Source organism: Nocardia wallacei (assembly GCF_029869545.1).
GTDB classification, from domain to species: domain Bacteria; phylum Actinomycetota; class Actinomycetes; order Mycobacteriales; family Mycobacteriaceae; genus Nocardia; species Nocardia wallacei_A.
The window spans coordinates 1-25,473 of record NZ_JARWQD010000356.1; the positions used below are offsets into that span (position 1 = coordinate 1).

General features: G+C 67.8%; 21 protein-coding genes and 1 pseudogene. 13 read left to right on the top strand and 9 right to left on the bottom strand.

Annotated features, from left to right (window positions below):
* Positions 1–159: 159 nt before the first annotated feature.
* The 3 genes from truA (at position 160) to QH290_RS32640 (ending at position 2,923) form a co-directional block, all read left to right on the top strand.
* Positions 160–1,044, top strand: coding sequence for a tRNA pseudouridine(38-40) synthase TruA (truA, locus tag QH290_RS32630; protein ID WP_425303681.1), 885 nt, complete (start codon positions 160–162; stop codon positions 1,042–1,044).
* A 118-nt stretch (positions 1,045–1,162) separates the two neighbouring features.
* Complete coding sequence (locus QH290_RS32635) at positions 1,163–2,032, top strand: hypothetical protein (RefSeq protein WP_280387122.1); 870 nt, start codon at positions 1,163–1,165, stop codon at positions 2,030–2,032.
* Positions 2,033–2,089: 57 nt separating this feature from the next.
* Positions 2,090–2,923, top strand: a complete 834-nt coding sequence (locus tag QH290_RS32640) for an LLM class F420-dependent oxidoreductase (RefSeq protein ID WP_280387124.1) — start codon at positions 2,090–2,092, stop codon at positions 2,921–2,923.
* Between the two features lie 51 nt (positions 2,924–2,974).
* Here QH290_RS32640 and QH290_RS32645 read toward each other — a convergent pair whose 3' ends face one another.
* Positions 2,975–3,307 (bottom strand): metal-sensitive transcriptional regulator, encoded by a 333-nt coding sequence (locus QH290_RS32645; RefSeq protein ID WP_280261808.1) that lies wholly within the window; start codon positions 3,305–3,307, stop codon positions 2,975–2,977.
* Positions 3,308–3,427: 120 nt separating this feature from the next.
* Here QH290_RS32645 and QH290_RS32650 point away from each other — a divergent pair, with 120 nt between their 5' ends.
* From QH290_RS32650 to QH290_RS32660, 3 genes and pseudogenes are all read left to right on the top strand, one after another.
* Positions 3,428–4,237 (top strand): S-methyl-5'-thioadenosine phosphorylase, encoded by an 810-nt coding sequence (locus tag QH290_RS32650; protein WP_280387126.1) that lies wholly within the window; start codon positions 3,428–3,430, stop codon positions 4,235–4,237.
* Between the two features lie 51 nt (positions 4,238–4,288).
* Positions 4,289–4,525 (top strand): annotated as a pseudogene (locus QH290_RS32655) (NAD-dependent epimerase/dehydratase family protein); the annotation flags it as partial.
* 720 nt (positions 4,526–5,245) lie between these two features.
* Positions 5,246–6,121: an NAD-dependent epimerase/dehydratase family protein gene (locus QH290_RS32660; protein ID WP_425303682.1), complete on the top strand. Its 876-nt coding sequence runs from the start codon at positions 5,246–5,248 to the stop codon at positions 6,119–6,121.
* A gap of 70 nt (positions 6,122–6,191) precedes the next feature.
* Here QH290_RS32660 and QH290_RS32665 read toward each other — a convergent pair whose 3' ends face one another.
* A complete protein-coding gene (locus QH290_RS32665; protein WP_280387155.1) occupies positions 6,192–7,166 on the bottom strand; it encodes a GAF domain-containing protein in 975 nt (324 codons plus the stop codon).
* 137 nt (positions 7,167–7,303) lie between these two features.
* Between QH290_RS32665 and QH290_RS32670 the strand changes: the two genes are divergently transcribed.
* Positions 7,304–7,864, top strand: a complete 561-nt coding sequence (locus tag QH290_RS32670; RefSeq protein ID WP_280261803.1) for an NADPH-dependent FMN reductase — start codon at positions 7,304–7,306, stop codon at positions 7,862–7,864.
* Between the two features lie 9 nt (positions 7,865–7,873).
* Here QH290_RS32670 and eccE read toward each other — a convergent pair whose 3' ends face one another.
* Positions 7,874–9,520 carry a type VII secretion protein EccE gene (gene eccE, locus QH290_RS32675; protein ID WP_280261816.1) on the bottom strand — a complete coding sequence of 549 codons (1,647 nt, stop codon included), beginning with the start codon at positions 9,518–9,520 and terminating at the stop codon, positions 7,874–7,876.
* A 110-nt stretch (positions 9,521–9,630) separates the two neighbouring features.
* Here eccE and eccB point away from each other — a divergent pair, with 110 nt between their 5' ends.
* Complete coding sequence (eccB, locus tag QH290_RS32680) at positions 9,631–11,145, top strand: type VII secretion protein EccB (protein WP_280261801.1); 1,515 nt, start codon at positions 9,631–9,633, stop codon at positions 11,143–11,145.
* An 11-nt stretch (positions 11,146–11,156) separates the two neighbouring features.
* Complete coding sequence (locus QH290_RS32685; RefSeq protein ID WP_280387127.1) at positions 11,157–11,684, top strand: hypothetical protein; 528 nt, start codon at positions 11,157–11,159, stop codon at positions 11,682–11,684.
* On the opposite strand, the gene QH290_RS32690 is transcribed toward QH290_RS32685, so the two are convergent.
* Positions 11,659–12,438 carry a potassium channel family protein gene (locus QH290_RS32690; RefSeq protein WP_280261796.1) on the bottom strand — a complete coding sequence of 260 codons (780 nt, stop codon included), beginning with the start codon at positions 12,436–12,438 and terminating at the stop codon, positions 11,659–11,661. The two genes, QH290_RS32685 and QH290_RS32690, sit on opposite strands and share 26 nt — an antisense overlap.
* Positions 12,439–12,592: 154 nt before the next feature.
* Between QH290_RS32690 and QH290_RS32695 the strand changes: the two genes are divergently transcribed.
* On the top strand, positions 12,593–13,129 hold the full coding sequence (locus tag QH290_RS32695; protein WP_280387129.1) for a pyridoxamine 5'-phosphate oxidase family protein: 537 nt from the start codon (positions 12,593–12,595) through the stop codon (positions 13,127–13,129).
* Between the two features lie 113 nt (positions 13,130–13,242).
* Here the strand turns inward: QH290_RS32695 and mycP are convergent, their stop codons facing one another.
* Together mycP and eccD are read right to left on the bottom strand one after the other, a co-directional pair.
* Positions 13,243–14,694: a type VII secretion-associated serine protease mycosin gene (gene mycP / locus QH290_RS32700; protein WP_280387131.1), complete on the bottom strand. Its 1,452-nt coding sequence runs from the start codon at positions 14,692–14,694 to the stop codon at positions 13,243–13,245.
* A 15-nt stretch (positions 14,695–14,709) separates the two neighbouring features.
* Positions 14,710–16,176: a type VII secretion integral membrane protein EccD gene (gene eccD, locus QH290_RS32705; protein WP_280266823.1), complete on the bottom strand. Its 1,467-nt coding sequence runs from the start codon at positions 16,174–16,176 to the stop codon at positions 14,710–14,712.
* A 158-nt stretch (positions 16,177–16,334) separates the two neighbouring features.
* Between eccD and eccCa the strand changes: the two genes are divergently transcribed.
* The 3 genes from eccCa to QH290_RS32720 all read left to right on the top strand — a co-directional run bounded on the left by eccCa (position 16,335) and on the right by QH290_RS32720 (position 21,295).
* Entirely contained in the window at positions 16,335–20,369 is a 4,035-nt protein-coding gene (gene eccCa / locus QH290_RS32710; protein WP_280266822.1) for a type VII secretion protein EccCa, read from the top strand.
* A 297-nt stretch (positions 20,370–20,666) separates the two neighbouring features.
* Positions 20,667–20,969 carry a WXG100 family type VII secretion target gene (locus tag QH290_RS32715; protein WP_280266821.1) on the top strand — a complete coding sequence of 101 codons (303 nt, stop codon included), beginning with the start codon at positions 20,667–20,669 and terminating at the stop codon, positions 20,967–20,969.
* A gap of 35 nt (positions 20,970–21,004) precedes the next feature.
* Entirely contained in the window at positions 21,005–21,295 is a 291-nt protein-coding gene (locus QH290_RS32720) for a WXG100 family type VII secretion target (protein WP_280266820.1), read from the top strand.
* Positions 21,296–21,383: 88 nt separating this feature from the next.
* On the opposite strand, the gene QH290_RS32725 is transcribed toward QH290_RS32720, so the two are convergent.
* The 3 genes from QH290_RS32725 to QH290_RS32735 all read right to left on the bottom strand — a co-directional run bounded on the left by QH290_RS32725 (position 21,384) and on the right by QH290_RS32735 (position 25,472).
* On the bottom strand, positions 21,384–22,928 hold the full coding sequence (locus QH290_RS32725) for a serine/threonine-protein kinase (RefSeq protein ID WP_280387133.1): 1,545 nt from the start codon (positions 22,926–22,928) through the stop codon (positions 21,384–21,386).
* 93 nt (positions 22,929–23,021) lie between these two features.
* Positions 23,022–24,224 (bottom strand): DUF7373 family lipoprotein, encoded by a 1,203-nt coding sequence (locus QH290_RS32730; RefSeq protein ID WP_280387135.1) that lies wholly within the window; start codon positions 24,222–24,224, stop codon positions 23,022–23,024.
* 9 nt (positions 24,225–24,233) lie between these two features.
* Positions 24,234–25,472 carry a DUF7373 family lipoprotein gene (locus QH290_RS32735; RefSeq protein WP_280387137.1) on the bottom strand — a complete coding sequence of 413 codons (1,239 nt, stop codon included), beginning with the start codon at positions 25,470–25,472 and terminating at the stop codon, positions 24,234–24,236.
* Position 25,473: the final 1 nt, after the last annotated feature.

Genomic DNA, 25,473 nt, shown 5'->3' on the forward strand with positions numbered 1-25,473 from the left:
GCCCCATGGGGGTTCGGCCGCGGGGCTTGGGCGGGGGCGGCGGCGCGGGCGGTGCCGCCGGCGTAGCACAACACGCACGACTCCCGCTCTCGTCGTAATTCATTTCGGGCGCCCGCCGCCCCCTCGGGGGGGGCGCGCTTCTCTCATGTTAACCAGGAGATGGCTGTGACCAGTCCGGATTCGGCCCGGCAGACCGTTGCGATTCGAGTACGACTCGATATCGCCTACGACGGCACCGATTTCACCGGCTGGGCGCGCCAACCCGGCCTGCGCACCGTGCAGGGCGTGCTGGAGGAGACGCTGAGCAAGGTGCTGCGCGAGCCGATCCAGCTCACGGTCGCCGGTCGCACCGATGCCGGGGTGCATGCGGAGGGGCAGGTCGCCCATTTCGACACCACGGCGGAGTTCGACGGGCCCAAGCTGATTCACCGGCTGGCGCGGTTCCTGCCGAAGGATGTGCGGGTCACCGGGATTCGCGTCGCCCCGCCCGAGTTCGACGCCCGGTTCTCCGCTGTTCGCCGTCATTACGCGTACCGGTTGACCACCGCGCCCTATGGTGCCGCCCCGCTCCAGGCCCGCAGCGTGGTGCCGTGCCGTCCCGTGGATCTGGACGCGATGCGGGAGGCGTCGCGAAAGCTGTTGGGACTGCACGATTTCGCGGCCTTCTGCCGTCGGCGTGAGGGGGCGACGACCGTCCGCGAGCTGCAGCGCTTCGACTGGGTCGTCTCGGAGGATTCCGATGCCGGGAGGCCCGACAGCGGGCACCTGCTGACGGCCTATGTCAGCGCCGACGCCTTCTGCTGGTCCATGGTCCGCAGCCTGGTCGGCGCAGTACTGGCCGTGGGGGAGGGCCGCCGGACGCCGGAATGGGTCGGCGGGCTGCTGCGCGAGCGCGAACGCTCCAGCTCGGTCACCGTCGCTCCCGCGCACGGCCTGAGCCTGATCGCCGTCGACTACCCCGCCGACGCCGACCTCGCCGCCCGCAACGCCCAAACCCGCGAAACGCGCACCGCCCCACCAGACCTCGGCTGCTGCGGCGGCTGAGGTCCGGTGCGGAATGCCGGGCGCTGGTCAAAGCAGATTTCCCGTTCGGTGAATCGCTGCGCGAGTTGGTGGTGGGAGCGACGCGCCGGGGATGGCAGACTCGCCCAACATGAGTCCGGTGAGTCGTGGCCGTAAAGGCAAGAAGAACAAGAAGCAACAGGTTCGCGAGGCCGAACCGGTCGCCTCGCCGGAGCTCGACGCGGTCGACCTCGACGAGGTCGACGTCGGCATCGACAGAAGCGGATTCGAGGAGCTCGTCGACGATATCGAGGCCACCATCGCGCGGCTCGAGGACGTGGACGACCCGGTCGACGGCGAGTATCTGGCGGCATCCCTGCTGGCCGCGACCTACGCCACCCCGGAGTACGACGAGGCGTTCGCGACCATGTTCATCGACGAGGGCGTGCGCCAGGCGGGCCCCGGCGGACTGGCGTTCCTGCACTGCATCGCGGCGCTGACCCCGGAACCGTCCCGCACGGCCGCGCGGCAGGCGGCCGAGCGCCTGGCCGCGGCCGGAGTCGAGGCCCCGGGCTGGGTGGCCGAACTCGAGCAGCCGACCACCCCGGGCGAATATCTGCGCTGGACGACGGCCGACGGTCAGGGATCGGTGCTGTTCGGCAGCTTCGAGCGGGCCGGGCGCCGGGACGGTGTCCTGCTGTTCGTGGACGACGAGGACTGCGGGGCCGCCAACGACCTGGCCCCGTTCATCGGCGAGGGACTGGCGGAGGCCCGCCGCCTGACCGACGAACGCGAATCCGTCCCCGGCGAGCCGATCGGGGCGGACGAATTCCGATGGCAGGTCGAGGCCGCGCTGGCCGCGCGGGCCCTGCACGAGCGCGCCGCCCTCGACCTCGGAATCGAGCCGGAGCCTCCCGAGAACGACGACGTACCACACGAGGTGACCGACGTCGTCCTGCACGCCCGACTACGCGTCCTGCCCATGCCCCCGAAACCCCTCCCGGTACACGTACATCCAGGAGTGTCCTGAGCGCCGGATCTCGCTGAAGGCGGAATACTCGTCGTGGGAGTCTGGTTCGCTTGGGATATGACGATTCAGGGACTCGGACGATTTGCGGTGTGGCGGTACTTCTCGGGGTTCACGCCCGAGGATGCGCGGGAACTGGAGACGCTCGGTTACGGCACGCTGTGGCTGGGCGCCTCGCCGGGGGCCGATCTGCCGGTGGTGGAATCGCTGCTGGAGGCCACCGAGACGCAGCAGGTCGGGACCAGCATCGTGAACATCTGGGCGTCGCCCGCCAAGCAGGTGGCCGAGTCGTTCCACCGCATCGAGGCGCGCTTCCCCGGTCGCTTCATTCTGGGCGTGGGCGCGGGGCATCCCGAGCACGACCAGGTCTATCGCAAGCCCTACGACGCGCTGGTCGAGTACCTGGACGCGCTCGACGAGGCGGGAGTGCCGAAACAGCGCCGCGCCCTGGCCGCCCTCGGCCCGCGGGTGCTCGAGCTGGCCCGCGACCGGACCGCGGGCGCGCTGCCGTATCTCACCGTCCCGGAACACACCCGCCAGGCCCGCGAGATCCTGGGCGCGGATTCGCTGCTGGTCGCCGAGAACAAGGTCACGCTGGACACCGACGTCGACCGGGCTCGTGCCACCGGTCGCGGCAGCGTCGGGTTCTACCTCGGCCTGAAGAACTACGTCTCCAACCTGCGCCGCCTCGGCTTCGGCGAGGAGGATGTCACCAAGCCCGGCAGCGACCGCCTGATCGACGCCCTGGCCCTGCACGGCACGGCCGACGAGATCGCCGACGGCCTGGTCGCCCACCTCGCCGCCGGTGCGGATCAGATCGCCGTCCAGGTCCTCGACAACGACTACATGGCGACCCTGCGCGCCCTCGCCCCGGCCCTGGCCGCCCGGGTCTGAGCAGGATCGAGCCCGTATCCGCCGATCAACGCATCGTGGATACGGGCTCGGTCACGAGCGCACCAGGCGCGCGATGGCGTCGGTGGCCTCCTTGATCTTGGCGTCGGCCTCGGGGCCGCCCTGGACCGCGGCATCGACGACGCAGTGGCTGATGTGGTCCTCGAGCAGGCCCATCGCGACCGCCTGCAGGGCCTTGGTCATCGCCGATACCTGGGTGAGGATGTCGATGCAGTACTTTTCTTCCTCGACCATGCGTTGCAGGCCGCGGGCCTGACCCTCGATGCGGCGCAGCCGCTTGAGGTAGTCCTCCTTGGCGGTGATGTACCCGTGGCTGGCGTGGTCGTGGCTGGGTTGTGCCACCGTCGTGGTCTGGTCCTCGGTCACCGGCTGCGTCCTCACTCCCGCCCATCGCCTTCAATACCCCCCTAGGGTACACCTAACCGGCGGTCTTGTCAGCGCGGGGTGCGCGGGGCGTGGTGGGTGCGGGTGCGCGAGAATCGAGGGATGAGTTCGGTTCCCCGGCCCGCGCTGGCCATCATCGGCGGCAGCGGCTTCTACGACTTCTTCGGTGACGACGCGACCACGCTGGATATCGATACGCCCTATGGTGCGCCGAGTGCGCCGATCACCGTCGGGGAGGTCGAGGGGCGGCAGGTGGCGTTCCTGCCGCGGCACGGCCGCAAGCACGAGTACTCCCCGCACACCGTGCCGTATCAGGCGAACATGTGGGCCCTGCGCTCGATCGGGGTGCGGCGGATCTTCGCGCCGTGCGCGGTCGGCAGCCTGCGCGCCGATTGGGGGCCGGGCACCGTGGCGGTGCCGGATCAGCTGGTGGACCGCACCTCCGGCCGGGCGCAGACCTACTTCGACAACGGCGGCGTCCACGTGTCCTTCGCCGATCCCTACTGCGACGAGCTGCGCACGGCCGCAACGCAATCCGCCGTGGACGAGCTGCCGATGAAGACCGCGGGGACGATGGTCGTGGTGCAGGGGCCGCGATTCTCCACCCGCGCGGAGAGCCGCTGGTTCGCCGCGCAGGGCTGGGAACTGGTGAACATGACCGGATATCCCGAGTCCGTACTCGCGCGCGAACTCGAAATGTGCTATGCCGCAATAGCTTTGGTCACTGATCTGGATGCGGGGCTGGAGGCCGGTGACGGGGTGAGCGCCGCCGCGGTCTTCGCGGAGTTCGAACGGAATCTGGTGCCGTTCAAGAAGCTTGTCCGGCAGGCGGTGTCGCGGGTCGACGGCACCGGCACCTGCGATCGCTGCCGTGTTCATGCCGGGGTGTCGCTGCCGTTCGAACTACCCTGAGCCCATGGGCAGACGGGCGGTGGCGACGAGCTCGGTGGTCGAGGAGGCGTCGTGCGCGTACTGCTGACCGGTGCGGCCGGATTCGTCGGCTCGCACGTCCATCGCGCCCTGAGCGCCGCGGGCCATGAGGTGGTGGCGATCGACGCGCTGCTGGAGGTCGTGCACGGCGCCGCCCCGCAGCCTCCCGAAGGGGTTGCGGTGGTCGACATCCGCGATCCGGACGCCCTGGAGCCGCTGCTGCGCGGCATCGATGTCGTCTGCCACCTGGCCGCCGCCGTCCCGCCCGGTTCGGTGGGCCCCGCCACGGCGGCCGCGCAACGTATCGAACCGCACCGCGCCACCGGGGACGTATCGCCCCCACCGGTCCGGGTAGAAGGCCCGCCCGCGACCACCACTCGCGACGAATCGCCATCGAGCCCCGCCGGATCGGATACCGGTGCGGCGCAAGCGGACTCGGTACAGGCCCCGCCCGATCCCGCTGCGCCGGCGCACATGCGCGAGGCCGCTCCGAAATCACCATCGGACGCTGTCGAATCACCATCGGAGTCCGGCCCGTCCTGCCCTCCTGTCTCGCCACGCGGCCGCGACGGACAGCGTGCCGCACCCACCGAGTCGGAAGATTCGGGTGAGCCGGGCGGTTCTTCAGAGATCGCCCCGGCAGACAGCCCTCCCCGGGCACCTGATCCCGCTGCGGTACAGCTTCCTCCGCCGGGCCGTTCCGAAACGTCAAGCGGCGGTGGTCCTTCCGAGGGGCCGGATACACGACCGGTCGGGCGGCACCTGGGTGGTGACGGACGCCATGGCGGTCCCCATGCCGCGCATCCGCTCACCGGCCCGACCACGCGCCCGGCGCCCGGCCCGACCGCGCTCCCGCCATCCGGCCCGACCGCGCGCCCTGTGACCGGTCCGACGACGCGCCCGGCGAGCGGTCCGGCGGCGGGTGCTGTGCCCGGTCCGGGTGCGGGCGCTCCTGGAACATCCGCGTACCCCGTCGGATCGGGCCACCCGGTGTCTTCGCCTCGGCCGGGTGGGGATCGGCCGTCCGAGCGGCAGGGCGCGGTGCGGCCGGATGCGCCGACCATGCATGGCGCGCCGATTTTCGCCGCTCACAACGACTTCGGGACCGCGGTATTGCTGGCGGCGATGGAGCGGGCGGGGGTGCGCAGGCTGGTGCTGGGCTCGTCGGTCTCGGTGTACGGCGAGGGGTGCTACCGGGCGCCGCGCAGCGGACCGTATTTTCCGGGCATGCGGCGCCGCGCCGACCTGGATCGCGGCATGTTCGATCATCGGGCGCCGCGCACCGGGGAGATCCTGACCTGGGAACCGGTCGGCGAGGACGCGCCGCTGCGTCCCCGGACCGCCTATGCCGCAAGCAAACTGGCGCAGGAGCACTACGCCCTGGCATGGGGCGCGACGACCGGCGGCGCGGTGACCGTGCTGCGCTACCACCACATCTACGGCGATCCGGTCGCCGGTGGCGCCGCGCTCGCGGCGCATTCCGGGGTGGCCGCCCGCTTCCGCGCCGAACTGGAGGCGGGGCGGGCCCCGTTCGTCTTCGAAGACGGCGGCCAGATCCGCGATTTCGTCCACGTGCGCGATGTCGCCGCCGCGACGGTCGCCGCCGTGCACCGCCCGCTGCCGGGATTCGTGCCGCTGAACATCGCCTCGGGCCACCCGATCACACTCTGGGAAGTGGCCTCGATCATGTCCCGGGCCCGCGGTGGACCGCACCCGGTGGTCAGCGGCCAGTATCGGGTAACCGATGTCCGCCACATCGCCGCCCACCCCGAACGCGCTCACCGCGCACTGGGTTTCGCGCCCGCCATCGCGCCCGCCCAGGGGCTGACCGACTACGCGAAGGCCCCCGACACCACCCGCCCCTGACCGCCACAGGAAGCCCACGCCCTGCATGCGGCGTTCCTTGATCCACGTACCCGAGCGGAGAGCCGGGCAATCAAGCACCCCCCAGCTCGAAACGAATGAGAGCGAACTGAGGTGGCCCGGCATCCGGCGGGCCGAAGGGCAGGGGCGACGCCTCGGCATCGACGGTCAGCCAGTCACCGTCGTGCGCTGCCAGCCGCAGCCCGGCGATCGTGCTCACCGGGGCCCCGGCCAGAATATCGTTGCGCGCGGCCAGAATTCGATCCCGGTCGTCGGGATGCGGCAGCGTGCGCTCATCGGTTTCGCCGGTCCAGCGCAGGCCCGGCAGGGGTTCGCTGATCCACCGGATCACCCGGACCCGTGCGGTGTCGACCACCGCCAGATAGAGCCCGGGATTCGTGCTGACCAGGGTGTCCACCGTGGCGGCCTCGAACGATTTCCCCTGCGGTGGAACGCTTTCGGTCACATCCGCGAGCAGCCCGCGCCAGCTGTGCGGATCGTCGCCGTTGCGCGCGGCGATCAGCAGGGTGCGCAGGCCCGTCGGTGTGCGCACGGTGCAGGTGCCCATCCAGCGCGATCCCGGCTCCGCCCGGGAGACGGTCGCCACGAAGTCCAGCGCGCCGTCGAAACGCTCGATGTGCTCGAAGGATTCGGCACCCACCCACACCGACCGCCCCCGGTCGAAGGCCGGACCCAGCCCGGCCGAGAGCACCTCGGTGCGGCGGGTCCGCGCGTCCATCAGGAACGGCGCCACCGACGGTCGTCGCGTGGCCACCCCGACCCCGAACTGCATCCCGTACACGCCCCCGTCCGGTCCGGCCAGCGGAATCGCCCGCGCCGCCTGCCGCGACCACCACTGCCGCGATGGCGGCAGCTCGCGCTCCACCGTCCGGCCGGTGGCCCGCGCGGCGGCGACGATCGGCAGCAGTCGCGCGGGGACGCTGCGCGCCAACGACTTCCACCGCCGCGGCGCGGTGCCGACCGTCAGCACCGACCAGCTCTCGGGTCCGGCGAGGGTTTCGATCAGCAGCCAGTCGCCGACACTCATCGCCACGCCCCCTCCTCCGAGTTCTCCGGTTTCCTGCTCTGCGGTGATAGCCAGCGAATATCGTGCACCATCCGCGGCGCGCGTGGTGCCAGGGTGGCGATATCGGCCCCCGGACTCGGCGCGTCTAGGCTCGCGGTATGGACACCCCGCTGCGCCTCGAGGTCATCGTCGCCAGCGTGCGGCCGGAACGGTTCGCGCCCGTCGTCGCCGACTGGTTCCTGCGCACCGCGCGGGCCTATCCGGAGTTCGACATCGGGGTCATCGATCTCCTGGACACCCCGCTGCCCACCGATCTGTCGCCGACGCTGCAGGCCCGTGCCTATCGCGAACGGCTCGCGGCCGCAGACGCTTTCGTCGTCGTCACCTCCGAGTACAACCACGGTTATCCGGCCTCGCTCAAGACCGCGCTGGACACCGCCAAACACGAATGGCGGGCCAAGCCCATCGGTTTCGTCGGGTACGGCGGGTTGTCCGGTGGCCTGCGCGCCATCGAACAGTTGCGCCAGGTGGTCGCCGAGGTCCATATGGTGTCGATTCGTGAAGCCGTCAGCTTCCACCAGGCCAAGCACAAATTCGACGCGGACGGCGAGACCGAGGACGGCGCCGCGAAGGACGCCGCCCAGCGCCTGCTCCGCCAACTGTCCTGGTGGGGCCGCCATCTTCGGGCCGCGCGCGCCGCCGATCCGTACCCGGGCTGAGGTTGCGGGCTACTGGCTCGCCATGGCGCGCCGCTGCCCGCGCGGCTGTCCGATGTAGGTGGTCTCGCGGGGGATCGACACCAGCGTCAGGTCGACCTGGGCGGTCCCGGTGCGCAGGATAACGTGGTTGCCGATCGCGCCCGGCTGGTGGATCTGCAGGTCCGGGCGGGTGGCCGGCCAGCCCATGGGGTCGCCGGTCACGTAGATGGTGGTGACACCGGCGTGCGGGGCCGGCGCCAGCACGCCGTCGACCACGGCGGCGGTGAAATTCGCGTCGCTCTGGTGGGTTTCGACGGCGATCGTCAGCCGCTCCGGATTGCCGATGGTCTCCACCAGCTGCTGCCAGGCGTGCGGGCGATCGGTGCGGATGAGGATGCGCTCGCCGACGGCCAGCGCCCGGAACACCAGCTGCTGTGCCAGATACAGCTCTCCGGCCACGTACACGGTCGAAATGCCCTGTCCGACAAGGCGGATCGCCACGCCGTTGCCCTCGTCGTCGGAGCCGATCAGCTGACCGCAGCCCGACGACGGCAGATGCAGCGCCCCGATCACGTCGATCGGATACTCGCTCAGCGGCACCGTGTCGTCGACGTCGGGAATGCCGATCGGCAGGTGCGCGAGCAGGCTCTGCCGATGCCGCCCGTTCAGCGACACCATGCCCTTGCGGCGCTGCTTCTCCGGCAGCTCCCGGGTGGTCAGGCGCCAGGCGGCGCCGACATTCACCGCCTCCGCGGAGCTGCCCGGCCGCAGCCGCACGGCCACGGTGGTGCCCCGCGAGGGCGCCACCCACAGCTGCGCCAGCAGGTCCGAACCGAGCTGCTTCGGATCGACGGCCGCGCCGATATTGACGCCGTTGCCGAGCTCGGCGTAGCGCCAGCGGTGGCTGAGCGTGCGCGCGTCCACACCGGCGGTGACCTGCAGCACCGCCTTCTTGATCTCGGGCGCGGTGAGCACGCGCGACGCGCAGTCGGCATCCTCGAGCGCGCGCACGATGCGCTGGGTCGCGATGGTGACGGCGCGGCAGGCCCCCGCCGTCCCGCCGCCGCGGCGATCGGCGGCATCCGGGCAGGCCAGCGCGTCGAAACTGATCGCCAGCCACACCGTGCGGTGCGCGGTGGCGGGCAGCGGGCCCAGCAGCGATTCGTAGATCGGCCCGGCCGGTGTGCCCGAACGGCTGCGGTGGCCGTGGCTGATGATGTCGATGCCGCTGAGCAGGATGTCGTGCTGGTTGAGGCACTGCGCCAGCTCGGGCAGCGGCAGCAGGTGCGAGGCGTGCACGGTATTGCGGTCGATGCGGGTCAGCCCGCCCCGGGGCGCCAGCACCTCGACGACCGCGACCACCCGGCTGCCCTCCCAATACAACCCGAGCGAGCGGCCGTCGGGACCGCGGAAGTCGACGGTGTCGCCGAGCTCGTAACCGCGACGGGTGCGGTACCGCCAGATCGTCGCGATCCAGTCGGCCAGCGTGCGCTTGCCGAGCGGGATCAGCACCAGCAGCCCGGCCCCGACCGCCGCGGCCAGGGCATACCACCACGGCACGCCCACGACCAGCACGATCACCCCGACCACTAGTCCGAATATCTGCGCCACCAGCAGGTTCGGTAGCGAGATCCGTCCAAACAGCGGGCGGTTGTGCGTGCCGCTCGGTTCGGCCATCATCGTCCCCCAGGTACCCGGTGTCGGCCATTTCGGCGGCCGAGCTGAACTTCAGTCCCGGTGAACTGTACTGTGTTGTGCGGACGTGAGCACTGTTCGGGGGAGCCTTTATGCCTTCAAGACCCACCACTCGCTGGCAGGTGAGCGGTTACCGCTTCCTGGTACGGCGGATGGAACATGCCCTGGTGCGCCGGGACGTTCGCATGTTGCACGACCCGATGCGTTCGCAGTCGCGGGCCTACGCGGCGGGACTGGTGCTGGGCATCGTGGCGCTGGCGGGCTGCGGCGTGCTGGCGCTGCTGCGTCCGCAGGGTGCGATCGGCGACAACAAGATTCTGCTCGGCAAGGACTCCGGCGCGGTGTACGCCGTGATCGATGGCGTCGTGCACCCGGCGCTGAATCTGGCCTCGGCGCGGCTGGCGGTCGGAGAGCCCGCCAAGGCCGAGTCGATCAAGGAGTCGGAGCTGGCGAAGAAGCCGCGCGGCACGCTCATCGGCATCCCCGGCGCGCCCGCCTCGCTGAACTTCGACACCGGCGGCAAGGGCCGCAGCTGGACGATCTGCGACGAGATGAGCAACGACGGCAGTCGCGGCCTGACCACCACGGTGCTGGCGGGCGACCCGATGCTGGGCGAGAAGGCCGCCACCATGGGCCACGATGCGGCGATGCTCGTGCGCGGCCGCGACGCCACCTACCTGATCTACGACAACCAGCGCGCGCGGGTGGACATGAACGACCCCAGGGTCACCAACGCGTTGCGGATCCGCGGCATGACGCCCCGGCCGATCAGCGAGGGCCTGCTGAACTCGATTCCCGAGGTGCAGAAGATAATTCCGCCGACGATCGACGACCCGGGCGGCCTGCCCACCTATTCATTGGGGGGCGGCAACCACCGCATCGGCGATGTGGTGCATGTCGACACCAAAGATCAGTACTTTGTCGTCCTGCGCGACGGCCTGCAGGCGGTGTCGCCGCTGACCGCGGATATCATCCGCAATTCCAGTCCGACGGTGTCGCAGAACGCGTCGATCACCCAGTACGACAGCGCCAATGCGCCGACGTCCACCGAACTGCAGGTGTCGAAGTACCCGGAGACCGCCCCGAAGATCGTCGATGTGAAGGATCAGCCGGTCGGCTGTCTGTCGTGGAAACCGATGGCCGGGGCCGCCGAGAAGGCCGACGGCAGCAGGCACGCCGAACTGTCGCTGATCACGGGCCGCATGCTGCCGCTGCCCGACAACTCGAAGCCGACACCGCTGGCGCAGGCCGATGCTTCGGGCCCGAATGTCGACGCGTTCTACTCCACGCCGGGTTCCGGGGTCTTCGTGCAGACCACGGGTATCGAGCCGGACAGCCAGCGCCGCGACAGCCAGTTCTTCATCGCCGACACCGGAGTTCGCTACGGCATCAAGGACAACGACGCCGCCAAGGCATTGGGTATGGACGCGGAGAAGGCCAAGCCCGAACCGGCACCATGGCCGATCGTCGGCATGCTCGCATCCGGCCCCACCCTCGGCCGCCAGGAGGCGATGGTCGCCCACGACGGCGTCGCCCCGGACCCGAACCCGGCCAAGGAACTGGTGCAGTCCAAGGACGACAAGACCGCGGCCACCGGCCAGAACTGAATTCGTCCAGGATGCTGCGAGATGTCCTGGAGGACTTCGGTATCCAGGTCAACTACATGTCGATCGGCCAGGCTAGGCATCTGCTCGCCGCCTTCGGCGGGGACCGCGCCGTCGCGCCGTACGTGATCGTGTGCTGCCACGGCGGTGACGACGTGATCCTGATGCCGGAACTGGGCGGCGAGGTGGCGGCGAAACAACCGTTCAACTCGCGGCTCGGCCCGGACGAGGTGCGAAAGTATCTGCGATTCCCGGGAAGTACCGTTCTGTGCACCGGATGCGATACGGGCAATCCGGGGCTGGCGCGGGCATTTCTCGACGCGGGGGCCCGCCGCTACATCGCGCCGAGTGACGCGCCGTACGGGCATGCGAGCGTCTTCGCCATCCTGCTGTTGTTCTACGAGCTCACGGCGGGCCGGACCGTCGAGCAGGCCTTCGAGCGGCTGCAGTCCTACGACGACGAACTGTCGATGTGGCGGATGTATGAAACGGCCGCGGACGGCCGCGGAAGTCTGGTCACGACCCCTGAGCCGGTGCGCTGATCGGGGCTGTGTCGGTGGGGGAGTGCAAGGCCGCGACCTGGGTGCGTAGGGCGCGGATCTCGTCGACGAGTTTGCCTACCTCGATGTCGGTGCGTTCGGTGGATTCCTCCACGGTCTTCAGCTGGTCGAGGACCCAGCTGGTGGTGGTGCCGATGGCGAAGCTGATCAGGCCGATGCCGAAGGTCATCAGGATCAGGGCGACCAGGCGGCCCTCGGTGGTGACCGGGTAGTAGTCGCCGTAGCCGACGGTGGTCACCGAGACGGCCGCCCACCACAGGGCGTCGCCGAAGCTCTGGACCTTGGCGTCCGGCGCGCCGTATTCGGCGTCGAACATCGCTAGGCTGCACAGGAAGACGACCAGCAGCGAACTGACGCCGACGAAGATCGACAGGCGCATGCGGTTGAACGTGTTGCGGTTCAACGTGTCCAGCACCAGCAGCGCGGCCCGCAGCAGTCGCAGCGGGCGGATCGGCGGGAGTATGACGATCAGCAACTCCAGCGGGTGTGTGCGCAGGAATCGCCAACGCCGCGTGGACAATCCGACCCGGATCAGGAAGTCCGCCGCGAAGATCACCCAGATCGTGATGTCGGCGGCCGTCAGCCAGGCGTCCAGCGTCGGTGAGGCTCCCGTGTCGAGAACATGCCAGGCGTAGATGCCGAGGAAGGCGACCGCCAGCACCCCCATCGGAATGTTGGTGGCGCGTTCCCAGGCGACACGACGGCTGGGAACTGTGTGAATACCGGTCTGAGCCATGCGGATACTGCCTTGATCGATCGTCGGATAGCCCTGAGCGGCTGACCGTGGGTGCATCGAAACTATCGTCGGTCACCGTCCCGCCGTTGCCACATCGCGGGTTGTGTAGTCGCCGGAACCGATGAATCGGGAACGGGAAGGAAGTCGTATCTCTATGGAGACGATCAATCTCGCCGAGCTGTACGACCAGCAGGCTATGAGCTGGGACGAGGTCCAGGCCCGGCTCGACGCCGGATTTCCCCAGGAGCCCGGCGGTGGCGGCCCGGACCGCCACACCTGCTGGCTCACCACCCTCAACCAGGACGGCAGCCCGCACGTGACCGGCGTCGGCGCACTGTGGGTCGACGGCACGTTCTGGTTCGAGACCGGCAAGCGAACCCGCAAGGGCCGCAACCTCGCCCACGACCCACGCTGCGCGCTCAGCCTGGCCACCCACGAATTCGATCTGGTCGTCGAGGGCACCGCCGAGATCATCACCGACCCCGCGACGGTCGCGGACATGGCCGCGCACTGGGCCGCGGACGGCTGGCCCGCCCGCGTCGACGAGTCGGGCACGGCCCTGACCGCGGAGTTCAGTGCCCAGTCCGCGGGCAAACCGCCGTGGCACGTCTACCGCATCACCCCACACAGCGTGACCGCACTCGCCACCGTCGAACCGTTCGGCGCCACCCGCTGGCGCTTCGATCGGTGATCGCCCCATCCGACAGTCCGGTGAGCGCGCGGTGAAAACCTTGTGCCACTTGCACTCAGGCTTCCGTGCGCTACGCTTGGCGAAGCGGCCGCACTTGGATGCGGGTAGCGGGCCTACCGGTCCTCGTGAACGCCGAGCTTGCGCCGGATGGGAAACGACGCCAGGTAGCCGAGGGTGAGGAGCACCGCGATGACGCCGGTACCGATCAGTGCGACATTGCGTGCAGTATTGTCCGTCGGTGGCGGAGCCTTCGGCACCGCCAGTTGTATGCTCTTGGCGGGGCTGGGGCGCTTTGGCGGCAATTGATTCGGCACCTCAGCGGTGAGGGCGGCAACCGGGTCGACAGCGCCGTAGCCGATGTACGGATTCCAACCTTCGGCGGGTGCGTGGGCTGTGGCCTCTATGCGCTTGATCACTTCTGGTGCGCTCAACTCGGGAAAGCGCGATCGAACCAAGGCGGCCACCCCGGCTACATAGGGAGAAGCGAAGCTGGTGCCTTGGACCGGTCCCAACTGTCCTTGCTGATTGGCAGTGTTGACTACGGTTCCCCGGCTGCCGGGGCTGTCGAACAACGGGTCGAGCGAGACAATATTCTCGCCTGGAGCCGCCACACCGACCCATGGCCCAGGTACTGTGAATTTCGACGGCTGTCCATTGACGTCGATCGAACCGACCGAGAGTACATAGTCGTCGAAATGGGCCGGTGAGACGTCCACCTTCATTTTGTCCCACGGATCTCCCGCGGGGTCCAGTGGGTCGATAACCGTATCGGCATTTTTGCAGTCGCCCTCTTTGTTCCCGGCGGCCGTCACGATGACGACGTCCTTCTCGTCGACGGCGTATCGGATGGCGGCGCCGAGGGTGCGATCCACGAGAGTCTGTCCTACCGGTTTACACGCGACTTCGGAGATATTGATGACGCGCGCACCCATGTCAGCCGCGCGAACGATCGCCCTCGCCATCGTTTCCGTGCTTCCGTACGCGTCGGGCAGCGCATCCGGTGGTTTATCCTGCCCTGCGCCCTTCCGCTGGTAGAGCTTGCTCTGCTGCCGGATGGCGAGAATCTGTGCCTCCGGCGCCACACCCGCGAAGCCTTGGCCCGGCTCCTCTGTCGCGGCGATGAGCCCGGCCACGAGGGTGCCGTGGGCATCGCAGTCTTCGGTACCGTCGCCCTGACTCACATAGTCACCCCCGGGAATCAGCCCCGGTAGCCTGGGGTGGCGCGCGACTCCGGTATCGATCACCGCAATCAGTTGTCCGGCACCCTTCGAAAACGCCCACGCCGCCGGGAGATCGAGCGCTGCTTGCGCAGGCGGAACGGCCGCCCCGTCACCGCCGGTGCCGGTCGACAGGCACGCCGCATTGGCAGGTCGTTCGGTTGCTTCCAGCGGTGCCGCACTTCCACCCGACGGCGGAGGACCGGGATCTACCACCGGTCTTCCGGCGTAGGCAACACCCGGGCCTGTGGCGCCGAATCCGACGGTCGCGCTGAGGGCCAGAACGGACGTCGCGGCGACCGTCCTGAGGACGCGAAAATGGCTGCGCCCCAATCGGTTCGAAGTCATATCAATCCGCCCGGCTCAGAGCGAACGAATCAGCGTGTACAGCTCGGCCACCCAGAACACCAGGGGTATGACCGCGGCGACGAAGGCGTATTCCAGCAGTTCGACGGCCCGGCGCATGGGCGGGGTGGCGGACTGGTTGGGCACGATGAGGCCGAGGACCAGCGCGCCGATCAGCATGATCATGGCCGCGCCGAACACCGCCAGCGGCTGCTCCATAGTGAGCGCGGCCGCGATCATCATGGCCAGCAGAATGGTGGCGCCGCCGCCGAGCAGCACCACGGCCTGTTCGGCGCCGGCGTAGGTGCGGCTGCGGAACATCAGCACGACCGAGCCCACCAGCGCCAGCGCGACTCCGGGCCAGAACGGGTTGTCGGCCCCGGGGTCGGTGGCGGCCAGCACGCCGACGACGGTCACCAGCGTCGTCGCGGTGACCAGACCGGCCAGATACATCCGTGCCCGTTCGGATTTCGCGCGCAGCGCCTCCATGGTCGGCAGCGCGCGATGGTCGTCGGGATCGTCCTCGGTGGGGTCGATCGGGGTGCCCGGCGAGGGCACCGGGGGCAGCGGCAGCTTGGACAGCAGCATCGACACCCGCGGCGACAGCGACAGGCCCGCCAGGGCGAGCGCCGCGGCGACGGCGCCGATGGCCTTCACCGGCTGCGACGTCAGCAGCCCCACGAGGGCCGCCGGGACGGCGAACACCGACAGCGTGGTGGTGCCGATGAACAGCGCCAGGCCCACCCCGCTGACCCGCCACGCGAGAATCGAGGTGGCACCGACGAGCACCGCCCCCAGCAGTATGTTCGCCCAGCCGTAGTGATCGGGGACCAGCAGCATGCCCGCGGTGAACGCGGCGGGCAGCGCGCAGCCGCCGAGGATCAGGGCCGTGGAACGATCGCCGTACATCCGGCTCAGCACGGTCGCGGCGATCACCAGCAGGATGGCGATGAATGCGGCGATCGACCCGGTGACGTAGCCCGACAGCGCATCCGGCGCGGTGAGCAGCCCGGCGCAGCCGACCAGCATGGTCAGCACGGCGATGACGGACCCGGTGACCCGCGCGACCCCCGGCGACCAGGTGCGGAAGTGATCGGCATCGGCGATCGCGACGTTGTACATGATGTCGTCGAACAGCGGCGTCGGCGCCACGTGGTCGGCGCTCTCCAGCATCAGCAGTTCGCCGTCGCGCACGCCCTGCTCGCCGAGGCTCAGCGAATTGGAGAACGGCGGCTGGCCGATGCGCGCCAGCACCCATTCGGCGGGCTGGAATTGTTCACCGGAGTTGTCGAAGTCGTTGTGGCGGCTGTGCTGCGCGACCATGTCGACGACGCTGGGAATGACGAGTGCGACCGGGACGTCGACCGGAATGGCCATGTCCACCTGGGTGTGTTTGGCGAGAATGGTTACGCGGGCGAGATCGGGCGCCCGGACGATCCCGCGGCTCGAATCTTCCTCGATATGTTCCAGTCGCGCGTGCGTCACGCTTCCCCCAACTCCGTCTCTACCTCGGGTTTCCGCATCCGCCCCGGTTTGCGGTCGCGCGGCCGGTCCGTGCAGAATGCCTCCGAACTGTACGTCATGTCGGCAGTGCGCTCTACACTGAGGCCGCTAGCACTGCCGCGAAGGGGGATCTTCCGTCGATGAGCACCGTCCGGTTCCAGCGCCGTCAACGCCGGGAGGTTCCGAGAGCGCCCGGTGGCGAGGTCACCCTGCAGCCGCCGCCGGAGATCCCGCGCGCGGTACCGGGCAGCCTGATCCAGAAGCTCATGCCGGTGGTGATGATCGTCGGCATGGTCGGGATGATGGCCCTGCTGTTCACGCAGGGCGGGGGCATCGCCTCCAACCCGATGAGCATGATGTTCCCGATGATGATGGTCTTCTCGATGGTCGGCATGTTCGCCGGTCAGGGCGGGAAGGGCCAGAAGGCGGCCGAGGCCAACGAGGACCGCAAGGATTATCTGCGCTATCTCGACCAGGTCCGCAAGGATGTCGACGAGACCGCCCGCCAGCAGCGCGAGGCCGTGGAGTGGAGTCACCCGGAGCCCGGCCTGATCTGGATGCTCGCCGGTACCAGCCGCATGTGGGAGCGCCGCCCCGGCGACAAGGACTTCTGCCACGCCCGCATCGGCCTGGGCGGTCAGCGGCTGGCGACCCGCCTGGTCTCGCCGGAGACCGGCCCGGTCGAGGAGCTGGAGCCGATCGCCGCGGTCTCGCTGCGCCGGTTCGTGCGCACGCATTCCACGGTGGTGGACCTGCCGACCGCGATCGCGGTGAAGGGTTTCGCCACCATCCAGCTCAACGGCGACCGCACCCAGGCCCGGGACATGACGCGCGCAATGCTGTTGCAGCTGTGCATGTTCCAGGCGCCGGACCAGGTCCTGGTCGCGGTGGTCTGCGGCGCCGACACCATGCGCGAGTGGGAGTGGACCAAGTGGCTCCCGCACACCCAGCATCCCGAATCGCAGGACGGCGTCGGCACCGAGCGCATGGTGTACGGCTCGGTCCGCGAGATGGCCGCGGGCCTGAATCCGCTGCTGCACAACCGGGTTCGGTACTCGCGGAACCAACCGGCCAATCAGAACCTGGTGCACATCATCATCGTGGTCGACGGCGGCCTGCTCGAGGCCGAAGAGGACAGCCTGCGCGAGTCCGGCTACGAGGGCGTCACGGTCATCGATCTGTGCAATTACGCTCCGCGCCTGGCGGTTTCGCGCGGTATCCAGATGGTGGTGGAGAACGGCGAGTGCGTAGGCCGCGGCGCCACCGGCAATATGGAGCGCTTCGCGCTGATCGACCGGATCAGCGCCCGCCAGGCCGAGCAGGTGGCCCGCCGCCTGGCCCCGTTCCGGGTGGCCGTGCAGCGCGGCAGCGATGTGGCGGCCGAGGAGAGCGCCGAGGTCATCTCGTCGTGGTCGCAGCTGATGGGCCTCGGCGATATCGGCACGTTCAACCCGGAGTACGCCTGGAAGCCGCGCTACGGTCGGGAGCGCCTGCGCGTGCCGTTCGGCGTGGGCGCCGACGGGCTGCCGGTGTATCTGGACATCAAGGAGGCCGCCGAGAACGGCATGGGCCCGCACGGCCTGTGCATCGGCGCCACCGGTTCCGGTAAGTCGGAATTCCTTCGCACGCTGGTGCTTTCGCAGCTGGCGACGCACTCGCCCGACCAGCTCAACCTGGTCCTCGTCGACTTCAAGGGTGGTGCGACCTTCCTCGGCTTGGAGGGCGTCCCGCATGTCGCGGCCGTCATCACCAACCTGGAGGAGGAGGCCGACCTCGTCGACCGTATGAAGGACGCCCTGGCCGGTGAGATGAACCGCCGCCAGGAGGTGCTGCGCTCGGCCGGTAACTTCGCCAACGTCGGCGAGTACGAGAAGGCCCGCGCCGCCGGTGCCGACCTGGACCCGCTGCCCGCGCTGTTCGTCGTGCTCGACGAGTTCTCCGAACTGCTGTCGCAGCACCCGGATTTCGCGGAACTGTTCGTGATGATCGGCCGGCTGGGCCGCTCGCTGCACGTGCATCTGCTGCTGGCCTCGCAGCGCCTGGAAGAGGGCAAGCTGAAGGGCCTGGAGACCCACCTGTCCTACCGGATCGGCCTGAAGACGTTCTCCGCCAACGAGTCTCGTCAGGTGCTGGGCGTGCCCGACGCCTACAACCTGCCACCCAGCCCGGGTGGCGGCTACCTGAAGGCCGGTGACGGCGAGATCCGGCGCTTCCAGGCGTCCTACGTCTCGGGCACCTACGTCGGCGGCGGCGCGCAGCGCGAGGTCACCCAGGCCGGTATCGCGGGCGGCGAGATCGATATCAACGCCCGGGCCTTCTCCGCCGGTCACGTGAATTTCCGCCCCAGCGACCGGCTTCCGCTGCCGCAGGAGCCGGTGGTGGTGGAGCAGTCCAAGGACGAGGGCGAGAAGATCTCCAACCTCGACATGCTGGTGTCGCGCATCCAGGGCCACGGCCGCCGCGCCCACGAGATCTGGCTGCCGCCGCTGGACGCGGCGCCCACCCTGGACCAGCTCATCCCGCGCTCGATCCTCACCGGCGAGTACAACCAGGTGGCGAACCTGCGGGCGCCGATCGGCATCGTCGACCGGCCCTACGACCAGCGCCGCGACCCGTACGTCGTCGACCTGTCCGGCTCGCGCGGCAATGTCGCGATCGTCGGTGGCCCGCAGTCCGGTAAGTCGACCGCGCTGCGCTCGATGATCATGGCGATGTCGCTGACCCACACCGCCGAGCAGGTGCAGTTCTACTGCCTGGATTTCGGTGGTGGCACGCTGGCCAGCCTCGAGGGCCTGCCGCATGTGGGTTCGGTCGCGAGCCGCCTGGACGTCGACAAGGTGCGCCGCACCATCTCCGAGATGCAGACCATCGTCCGCCAGCGCGAATTGCGATTCCGCCAGCTGGGTGTCGAGTCCATGGCGGAGTTCCGCCGGATGCGGGCCGCCGATCCGGGCAGCAGCCCGGGCGTGGCCGGGGTGCACGAGGATCCGTTCGGCGACGTCTTCCTGGTCATCGACGGCTACGGCTCGATCCGCCAGGATTTCGACCCGCTCGAGCAGCCGATCACCAACCTCGCCGCCCAGGGCCTGTCCTACGGCGTCCACGTCGTGCTGTCGCTGTCGCGCTGGATGGAAGCCCGTCCGGCACTGAAGGATCAGATCGGCACCCGCATCGAGCTGCGGCTCGGCGATCCGATGGACTCCGACTTCGGCCGCAAGGTCGCCGCCCTGGTCCCGCAGGGCCGCCCCGGCCGCGGCATGACGCCCGACGCCCTGCACATGCTCACCGCGTTGCCGCGGGTGGACGGCAGCTCGAACCCGGTGGACCTGAGCACGGGCGTGGCCGCCGCGGTCAGCGAGATCGCCGCCCGGACCCCGGGTCGCCCGGCTCCGGTCGTCCGCATGCTGCCCGATACCTTCACGCGCGATCAGCTGCTGCACATGCTCAACGGCTGGCCCGCCACCCTCGACCCGAGCCGCAAGAACGCCCAGATTCCGGTCGGCCTCAACGAATCCGAATTGGCGCCGGTCTTCTTCAATTTCGAAGAGCAGTCGCATTTCCTGGCCTTCGGTGACAGCGAGAGCGGTAAGACGAACCTGCTCCGCACGATCGTCCAGGGCATCGTCCAATCCAACCGGCCCGACCAGGCCAAGATCGTCCTCGCCGACTACCGGCGCACGATGCTGGGCCTGATCGAGACCGAGCACCTCGCCGGGTACGCGCCCTCGGAAGAGGTGCTGACGTCGCTGGCGCAGCAGTTGGCCGCACTGCTGAAGGACCGCATGCCCGGTCCGGACATCACGCAGCAGCAGTTGCGTGACCGTTCCTGGTGGTCGGGTCCCGATGTCTACGTGATTGTCGACGATTACGACCTGGTGGTCACGTCGTCCGGTAACCCGATCGCCGTCCTGGTCGAATTCCTGGCGCACGCAAAGGATCTCGGATTCCACCTGATCGTGGCCCGCCGCTCGGGCGGCGCCTCGCGGGCGATGTACGACCCGGTGATCTCGCGAATGCGCGATGTCGGCGCCATCGGCCTGATCATGAGCGGCAATCGCGACGAGGGCCAGCTACTGGGGAATGTGCGGCCGAGCGAGATGCCGCCGGGCCGGGGAACTCTCATCACCCGCGCGGGCAACGACCTGTTCCAGGCAGCCTGGAGCCCGGGCCAATGACGCCGTCGGAGTGCACGATCGCAGGCCTGATAGGGGCTTGCCCGGCCGTGTACTCTAATGAGCTAGTCGACCAGGCTCGCGGGCCGGTGTCGTACGGAAGCGAGGAAGGGGGGTGGGACTCTGCCCGGGCCGCATGACGTCAGCTGTTGCGGTGGCCGGTGCTCTCCCGGGGTTCCGAAACTGTGGGAGCCGATGGAACCAACGACGTGCTCCGTGCGTCGAATCGATATGTAGGGGATCGATGTGCCAAGTCGTGAGTCGACTCGATCCGAAGAGAACGTAGAGAGGGGCTAGGGGATGACCCAGGCAATGGAACAGGATGATGCGGCGATCTCCAGCGCTGCTCAGAAGGTCATGGACGCCATCGAGAAGATGCGCAGCCAGATCAATGCTGTGACCGCCAAGGCGCAGGAGATGAAGGCCGGTTGGGAGGGTGACGCCTACGTCGCGTTCACCGGGGTGGCCGACAGCTGGCAGCAGGAAGGTATTCGCCTGAACGCGAAGATCGACGCGATGCGGGAACACCTCCAGGTTGTCGTCCAGAAGACCAACGCCGCACAGGCCGACAGCAGTGGCAACATCGCCAAGCTGAGCATGTAATTGGCTTTCTTTCTACAGAGAACGGAGTAGAAATAATGGGTTTCACAAAGTACAACCCCGCCATTATCGTTCCTGGGCTTGGTGATCTGCGGGGGTCCCACGCCAAGCTCACGACCGACAGCCAGGACATCGAGCAGGCCAGCAGCGAACTGCTGTCGGTGTGGCGCGGTAAGGCTGCCGAGCAGTTCGACGTTTCGCACAAGGCGTGGAATGCCGAGTTCGCCGACGCACTGACCAAGCTGCAGGATCTGATCAATGTGTCGCAGCAGGCCATGGACGAGGCCCTGGCGCTGGATGCGTCGCTCGCGGGTGGCTTCGGAGGCTAGGCGCGAGCCACCCACAGTTGCGAGAGCGGCTGGTCGGCAAGCAAATTACCGACCAGCCGCTTATTTTTTGCCTGATCTGCCGGTCCGCCTACGTGATCACCTTGGCGAGAGTCGGAACCATCTTGTCCACAAGGGTGCCGACCGACTGTTCCGTCCAAGCCTGATAGGCCTGGACCGTTGTAGGGTCATCGACCACAACGATTTTCGCCGATGTACCCAGCAGCTGGCTGGGCAGCCCTCGCAGCCCGCCGTTACCCGCCTGACTGTCGGTTCTCAGGATGACCAAGACGTCGACCTTCTTGACGTCCAAGCCGCTGAGTGACAATTGCCGGGGCGACTTCTCGCCGCTGGTGGCGCGATAGTCCGGGCTGTATCGGAATCCGAGATCCTGGAGGAAGTCGGTCTGCTCACTGGGATCGAGGTCCGCTGCGAGACCGGCATTCGAGTACCGGAGCGCAACCACGGACTTGCCGTCGAACTGTGGATGACTGGTCTTCGCCTCGGCGACCTTGTCGGTCGAGGGCGGTGGCGTGCCGTCGTTGGTGAGGAAATACGTACCGGCGGCCACCGCAGCGGCGACCACCAGCGCAACCAGCCCCGGCACCAAGAACTTCCGGGGTCGGGATCGTTGAGGTTTCAGGTTGTTGATGTTCGGTGTGGTGGCCGCGAGCCGCGGTCCGGTCGCTCCGCGTGTGGGTTGGGTGTAGTTGTACTCCACCTGCGGGGCCACCGGTTGGCTGTGCGGCGGCGTCGTGTATCCCGGTGTGGGCGGCCGGTATTGGGCGCCCTGCCCCAGCAATGCGATCTCCGCCGCCTGGGTGAACTCCCGGCAGCTGTTGAACCGCTCTGCCGGATTCTTGGCCATGACCCGCGCGATCACATCGTCCAGCGCCGGGGGAAGTCCGGAGCGGAGCATGCTCACCCGGGGCGGCGGCTCATGCAGGTGACCCATCATCACCATCGCCGGAACCGTTGCCGGATAAGGGTTTTGGCCAGTCAGAAGCTTGACGAGAGAGCAGCCCAGACTGTAGATATCGGCATGGTGGTCGAGCCGTTCGCCCAGCAGCTGCTCCGGCGGAGCGTACGCCACCGTGGCCATGAAATTTCCGGTCGAGGTGAGATCCTGGCCGTCCTCCGCCGACTTGGCCACGCCGAAATCGGTGAGGTACACCCGCTCCTCATCGTCGTCGTCCGAGGCGGACAGGAGGAAGTTCGCCGGTTTGATGTCGCGGTGCAGCAGTCCACGCCGATGGGCGTAATCCAGGCCCTTGCCGACCTCGGTGACGATCCGGAGCGCGCGCTGCGGAGGCATCGCCGCCGGTCCCTTGGCTGCCTCCTCGGCGGCATCGGTCCCCCGGACGTACTGCATGGCGATCCACAGCTGGCCGTCCTCTTCGCCGCGGGAGTACACCTTCACGATGCTCGGATGATCCAGTCCGGCAGCGAGATTCGCCTCCCGCTCGAATCTCGCGCGGAACTCGGGATCGGTCGAGAGATCCGCGCTCAGCACCTTCAGGGCGTCTCGACGGGGGAGGATGGGGTTCTGCGCCAGGTAGACGGTACCCATGCCGCCACTGCCGAGCACCTGAATCACCCGGTAGCCACCGATCATCGCACCGGGCTGCAACGGCATCCGATCCTCCTCTGTGCCTATCTGGTGCCCGTCGGACACCGGTTGGTGTTCAGAATCTAGCAAGGGGGGCGTTGGTAATCGACTCGCATCGGATTACCTACCCGCGGCCAGCAGCTTGTATTGCGCGGCCGTCTTTTGATGAAGATCCTGAGGCTGGTCGCTCGGAACCAGCGCCAGGTAGCGGTCGTAGGGTAGGTAGCAGCGGAATTTCACATCCGAAACGCTCTCGTCTTTCAGCTTCAGACACTTGGCGGTCGGCAATCCCGGCGGACTGTCCGTCGCCTCGTATCGATCCTCGACCTGGTTGAGAGAGGCGGCCATGAGCCGCTTCGCGGCCGCCGCATCCGCCGTGCGATAGATGAAGTCGTCCTGTTCCGCTACCAGATCGACCTTGGCATCGGCGAAGGCTTGTTTGGAGGAGTCAGGGAGGCTCTGCCGATGCAGTGCCGCATGGGGGCTGTAGATGCCGGTGTAGGCCGTGGGTTTATCCAGCGGAATCGTCCTGCCCAAAAGGCCGTCGACATCTTTGGGAACCTCCGCCAACTGGTTGGGAGGTGTGGGCTTGTAACCTTTCAGCGATTCGAACAGCCTGTCCAGTACCGTCTTGGCGAGGTCGGTCAACGGCGCCGGATCCGGCGGTGTCGCCATGGGACTGTTGATATACAACTTGGCAAGATAATTGTCCTGCGGTGTGAACGAGCTGACCGAGTCGTATTTGGTGAGGAATGCCGATGACGCGGGGTATCCGCCGATGGTGAGAGGGCCCTTCGGTGCATATTGCTTGTTGTCGTCTTCGGACATGACCCTGGCGGCGTTGGCTGCGTGCTCGGCACTGTCGAACCGCAGCAATGTCAACTCGATCCGGAGGCCGGGCTGTTGTCCGGGACGCCGGTTGCCGTAGGTGCTCCAGCCGGAGACCAGGCCGGGCGCGGCATCGGCGAACTTTATCTCTTTGGAACTGAGCGTCGGAGAGAATTTAGCGGTATGTGCGCGGGTGATCGCGCTGCGGCCGTATATGAGCCGACTGTCGATATCGAGCATCAACGGCATGAACTCCGCCATGCGGATGGATTCCTGCACCGCGCCGGAGATGTCGTCCTTGACCGAGTTCATGTCTCGCGGGGTTGTCGGATAATTTCCGGAATCCAATTTCGCCACATCGATGGTGGGTGATTCCGATGCTGTTTCTCCGCAGCCGAGCGCGCCGGCGAGGATCACCACGGATGACAGTGCGAGCGCGATTCGGCCTGCGGCAGAGCGGCCGCGCATCGTCTGGGGTATATCTTTCCGGGTCATATGCAGTCGCTATTCACTCTTGGTCAGTATCGAATATTGGGCTGCGGCGCGCTGATAGAACGCCGGGTCCACCGCGCCGGTCATCTTGGCTTGCGCGCTGATGACCCCGACGTAGCGGCCGTACACAACTGCACAGATGAAGGTGTGATCGCGGATCGGCTCTCGGCTGTCGAGCTTGATGCAATGTGAGTCGGTCACACCGGGAGGATTCGGCACCTCCTCGTCATCGCGCCCCAGCCTGGTCAGGGCGGTCTGAAGTTTGAACGCCGACTCCAGATCCCGGGTGCGGTAGACGACGCCGTCGTTTCTCGCGATCAGATCCACCCCGCTTTCGGCGAACGCCCTGCGAAGACCCGCTGCGTCGCGTTCGAAATGAAGATCCCCGGCGGGCTCGTAGAACCCGATCGTGTTCTCCTTGATGGAGCTGTCGTAGATTTTGTCGGGAAGCTGGAGCGCGTATCGCATGATGCCGCTGGGATTCTGCGGAAGATCGAGCATATCGTCGGGACTGGTCGGTTGGGTGGTATCCAATCGTGCGACCTGCAAATCCAAGACCTTTTTCAGGCCGGTGCTCAGCGCCGTGGCGTCAGGTTTCGGAATCGTCAACGATGCGGTGATCACATGAGGGCCGTGTGCGACAAATGCCGTTCCCAGCGCATCGGTCGACGAACCGGAATGCGCAGGGTGACCGGCGATCGGGATGGGGTGACGTTCCGGGTGCCTGCTGGCGATATCCTGCTCGAATTCGGCCGCGGCGGCCTGAGCGGCCTTGTCGGAGGGAAAGCGCATTATGGCGAGCGCCAGAAGTTTCTCACTGCGACGACTGCCGTTGCCGCGTGACGTGTAGGCGCCACCGATCAGGTTGTTTCGTTCGGCTACAGGCTTGAACGAGGTCGGAAAGACACCAAGCATATCGTCGAATGTCGAGCTGTTGTTTTCGATGATCTGCGTGGCTACGAGTTTGGTCATCTCCGAATCGATCTCGTCGGGAGAGACGAGCACACTCATCAGTCGCCGCGATTCGATCGGAAATACGTCGTCCTTCAGTGTGATGTCCGGCTTGTAATCGGCCGGTGTGCCCGAATACGGTCCGAGATTGAGCTTCGCGACGTTGGCCGGAGTCATGCCCGGAACGGCATGTCCGCTGCTCGATGCCCCGCAGGCAGAGGTCAGCAATGCCAGGGTGGCAATCGCCGAGACCGCGGTGATGCTCTTGCGTCGCGTGGCGGATTTCAGTGCTCGCATCATG

Bases quoted from the DNA above. Each gene is read 5' to 3' on its own strand.
- truA (WP_425303681.1), top strand. From the start codon at position 160: ATGGCTGTGACCAGTCCGGATTCGGCCCGGCAGACCGTTGCGATTCGA.
- QH290_RS32640 (WP_280387124.1), top strand. From the start codon at position 2,090: ATGACGATTCAGGGACTCGGACGATTTGCGGTGTGGCGGTACTTCTCG.
- QH290_RS32650 (WP_280387126.1), top strand. From the start codon at position 3,428: ATGAGTTCGGTTCCCCGGCCCGCGCTGGCCATCATCGGCGGCAGCGGC.
- QH290_RS32665 (WP_280387155.1), bottom strand. From the start codon at position 7,166: ATGAGTGTCGGCGACTGGCTGCTGATCGAAACCCTCGCCGGACCCGAG.
- QH290_RS32670 (WP_280261803.1), top strand. From the start codon at position 7,304: ATGGACACCCCGCTGCGCCTCGAGGTCATCGTCGCCAGCGTGCGGCCG.
- eccE (WP_280261816.1), bottom strand. From the start codon at position 9,520: ATGGCCGAACCGAGCGGCACGCACAACCGCCCGCTGTTTGGACGGATC.
- eccB (WP_280261801.1), top strand. From the start codon at position 9,631: ATGCCTTCAAGACCCACCACTCGCTGGCAGGTGAGCGGTTACCGCTTC.
- QH290_RS32685 (WP_280387127.1), top strand. From the start codon at position 11,157: ATGCTGCGAGATGTCCTGGAGGACTTCGGTATCCAGGTCAACTACATG.
- QH290_RS32690 (WP_280261796.1), bottom strand. From the start codon at position 12,438: ATGGCTCAGACCGGTATTCACACAGTTCCCAGCCGTCGTGTCGCCTGG.
- QH290_RS32695 (WP_280387129.1), top strand. From the start codon at position 12,593: ATGGAGACGATCAATCTCGCCGAGCTGTACGACCAGCAGGCTATGAGC.
- mycP (WP_280387131.1), bottom strand. From the start codon at position 14,694: ATGACTTCGAACCGATTGGGGCGCAGCCATTTTCGCGTCCTCAGGACG.
- eccCa (WP_280266822.1), top strand. From the start codon at position 16,335: ATGAGCACCGTCCGGTTCCAGCGCCGTCAACGCCGGGAGGTTCCGAGA.
- QH290_RS32715 (WP_280266821.1), top strand. From the start codon at position 20,667: ATGACCCAGGCAATGGAACAGGATGATGCGGCGATCTCCAGCGCTGCT.
- QH290_RS32720 (WP_280266820.1), top strand. From the start codon at position 21,005: ATGGGTTTCACAAAGTACAACCCCGCCATTATCGTTCCTGGGCTTGGT.
- QH290_RS32725 (WP_280387133.1), bottom strand. From the start codon at position 22,928: ATGCCGTTGCAGCCCGGTGCGATGATCGGTGGCTACCGGGTGATTCAG.
- QH290_RS32730 (WP_280387135.1), bottom strand. From the start codon at position 24,224: ATGACCCGGAAAGATATACCCCAGACGATGCGCGGCCGCTCTGCCGCA.
- QH290_RS32735 (WP_280387137.1), bottom strand. From the start codon at position 25,472: ATGATGCGAGCACTGAAATCCGCCACGCGACGCAAGAGCATCACCGCG.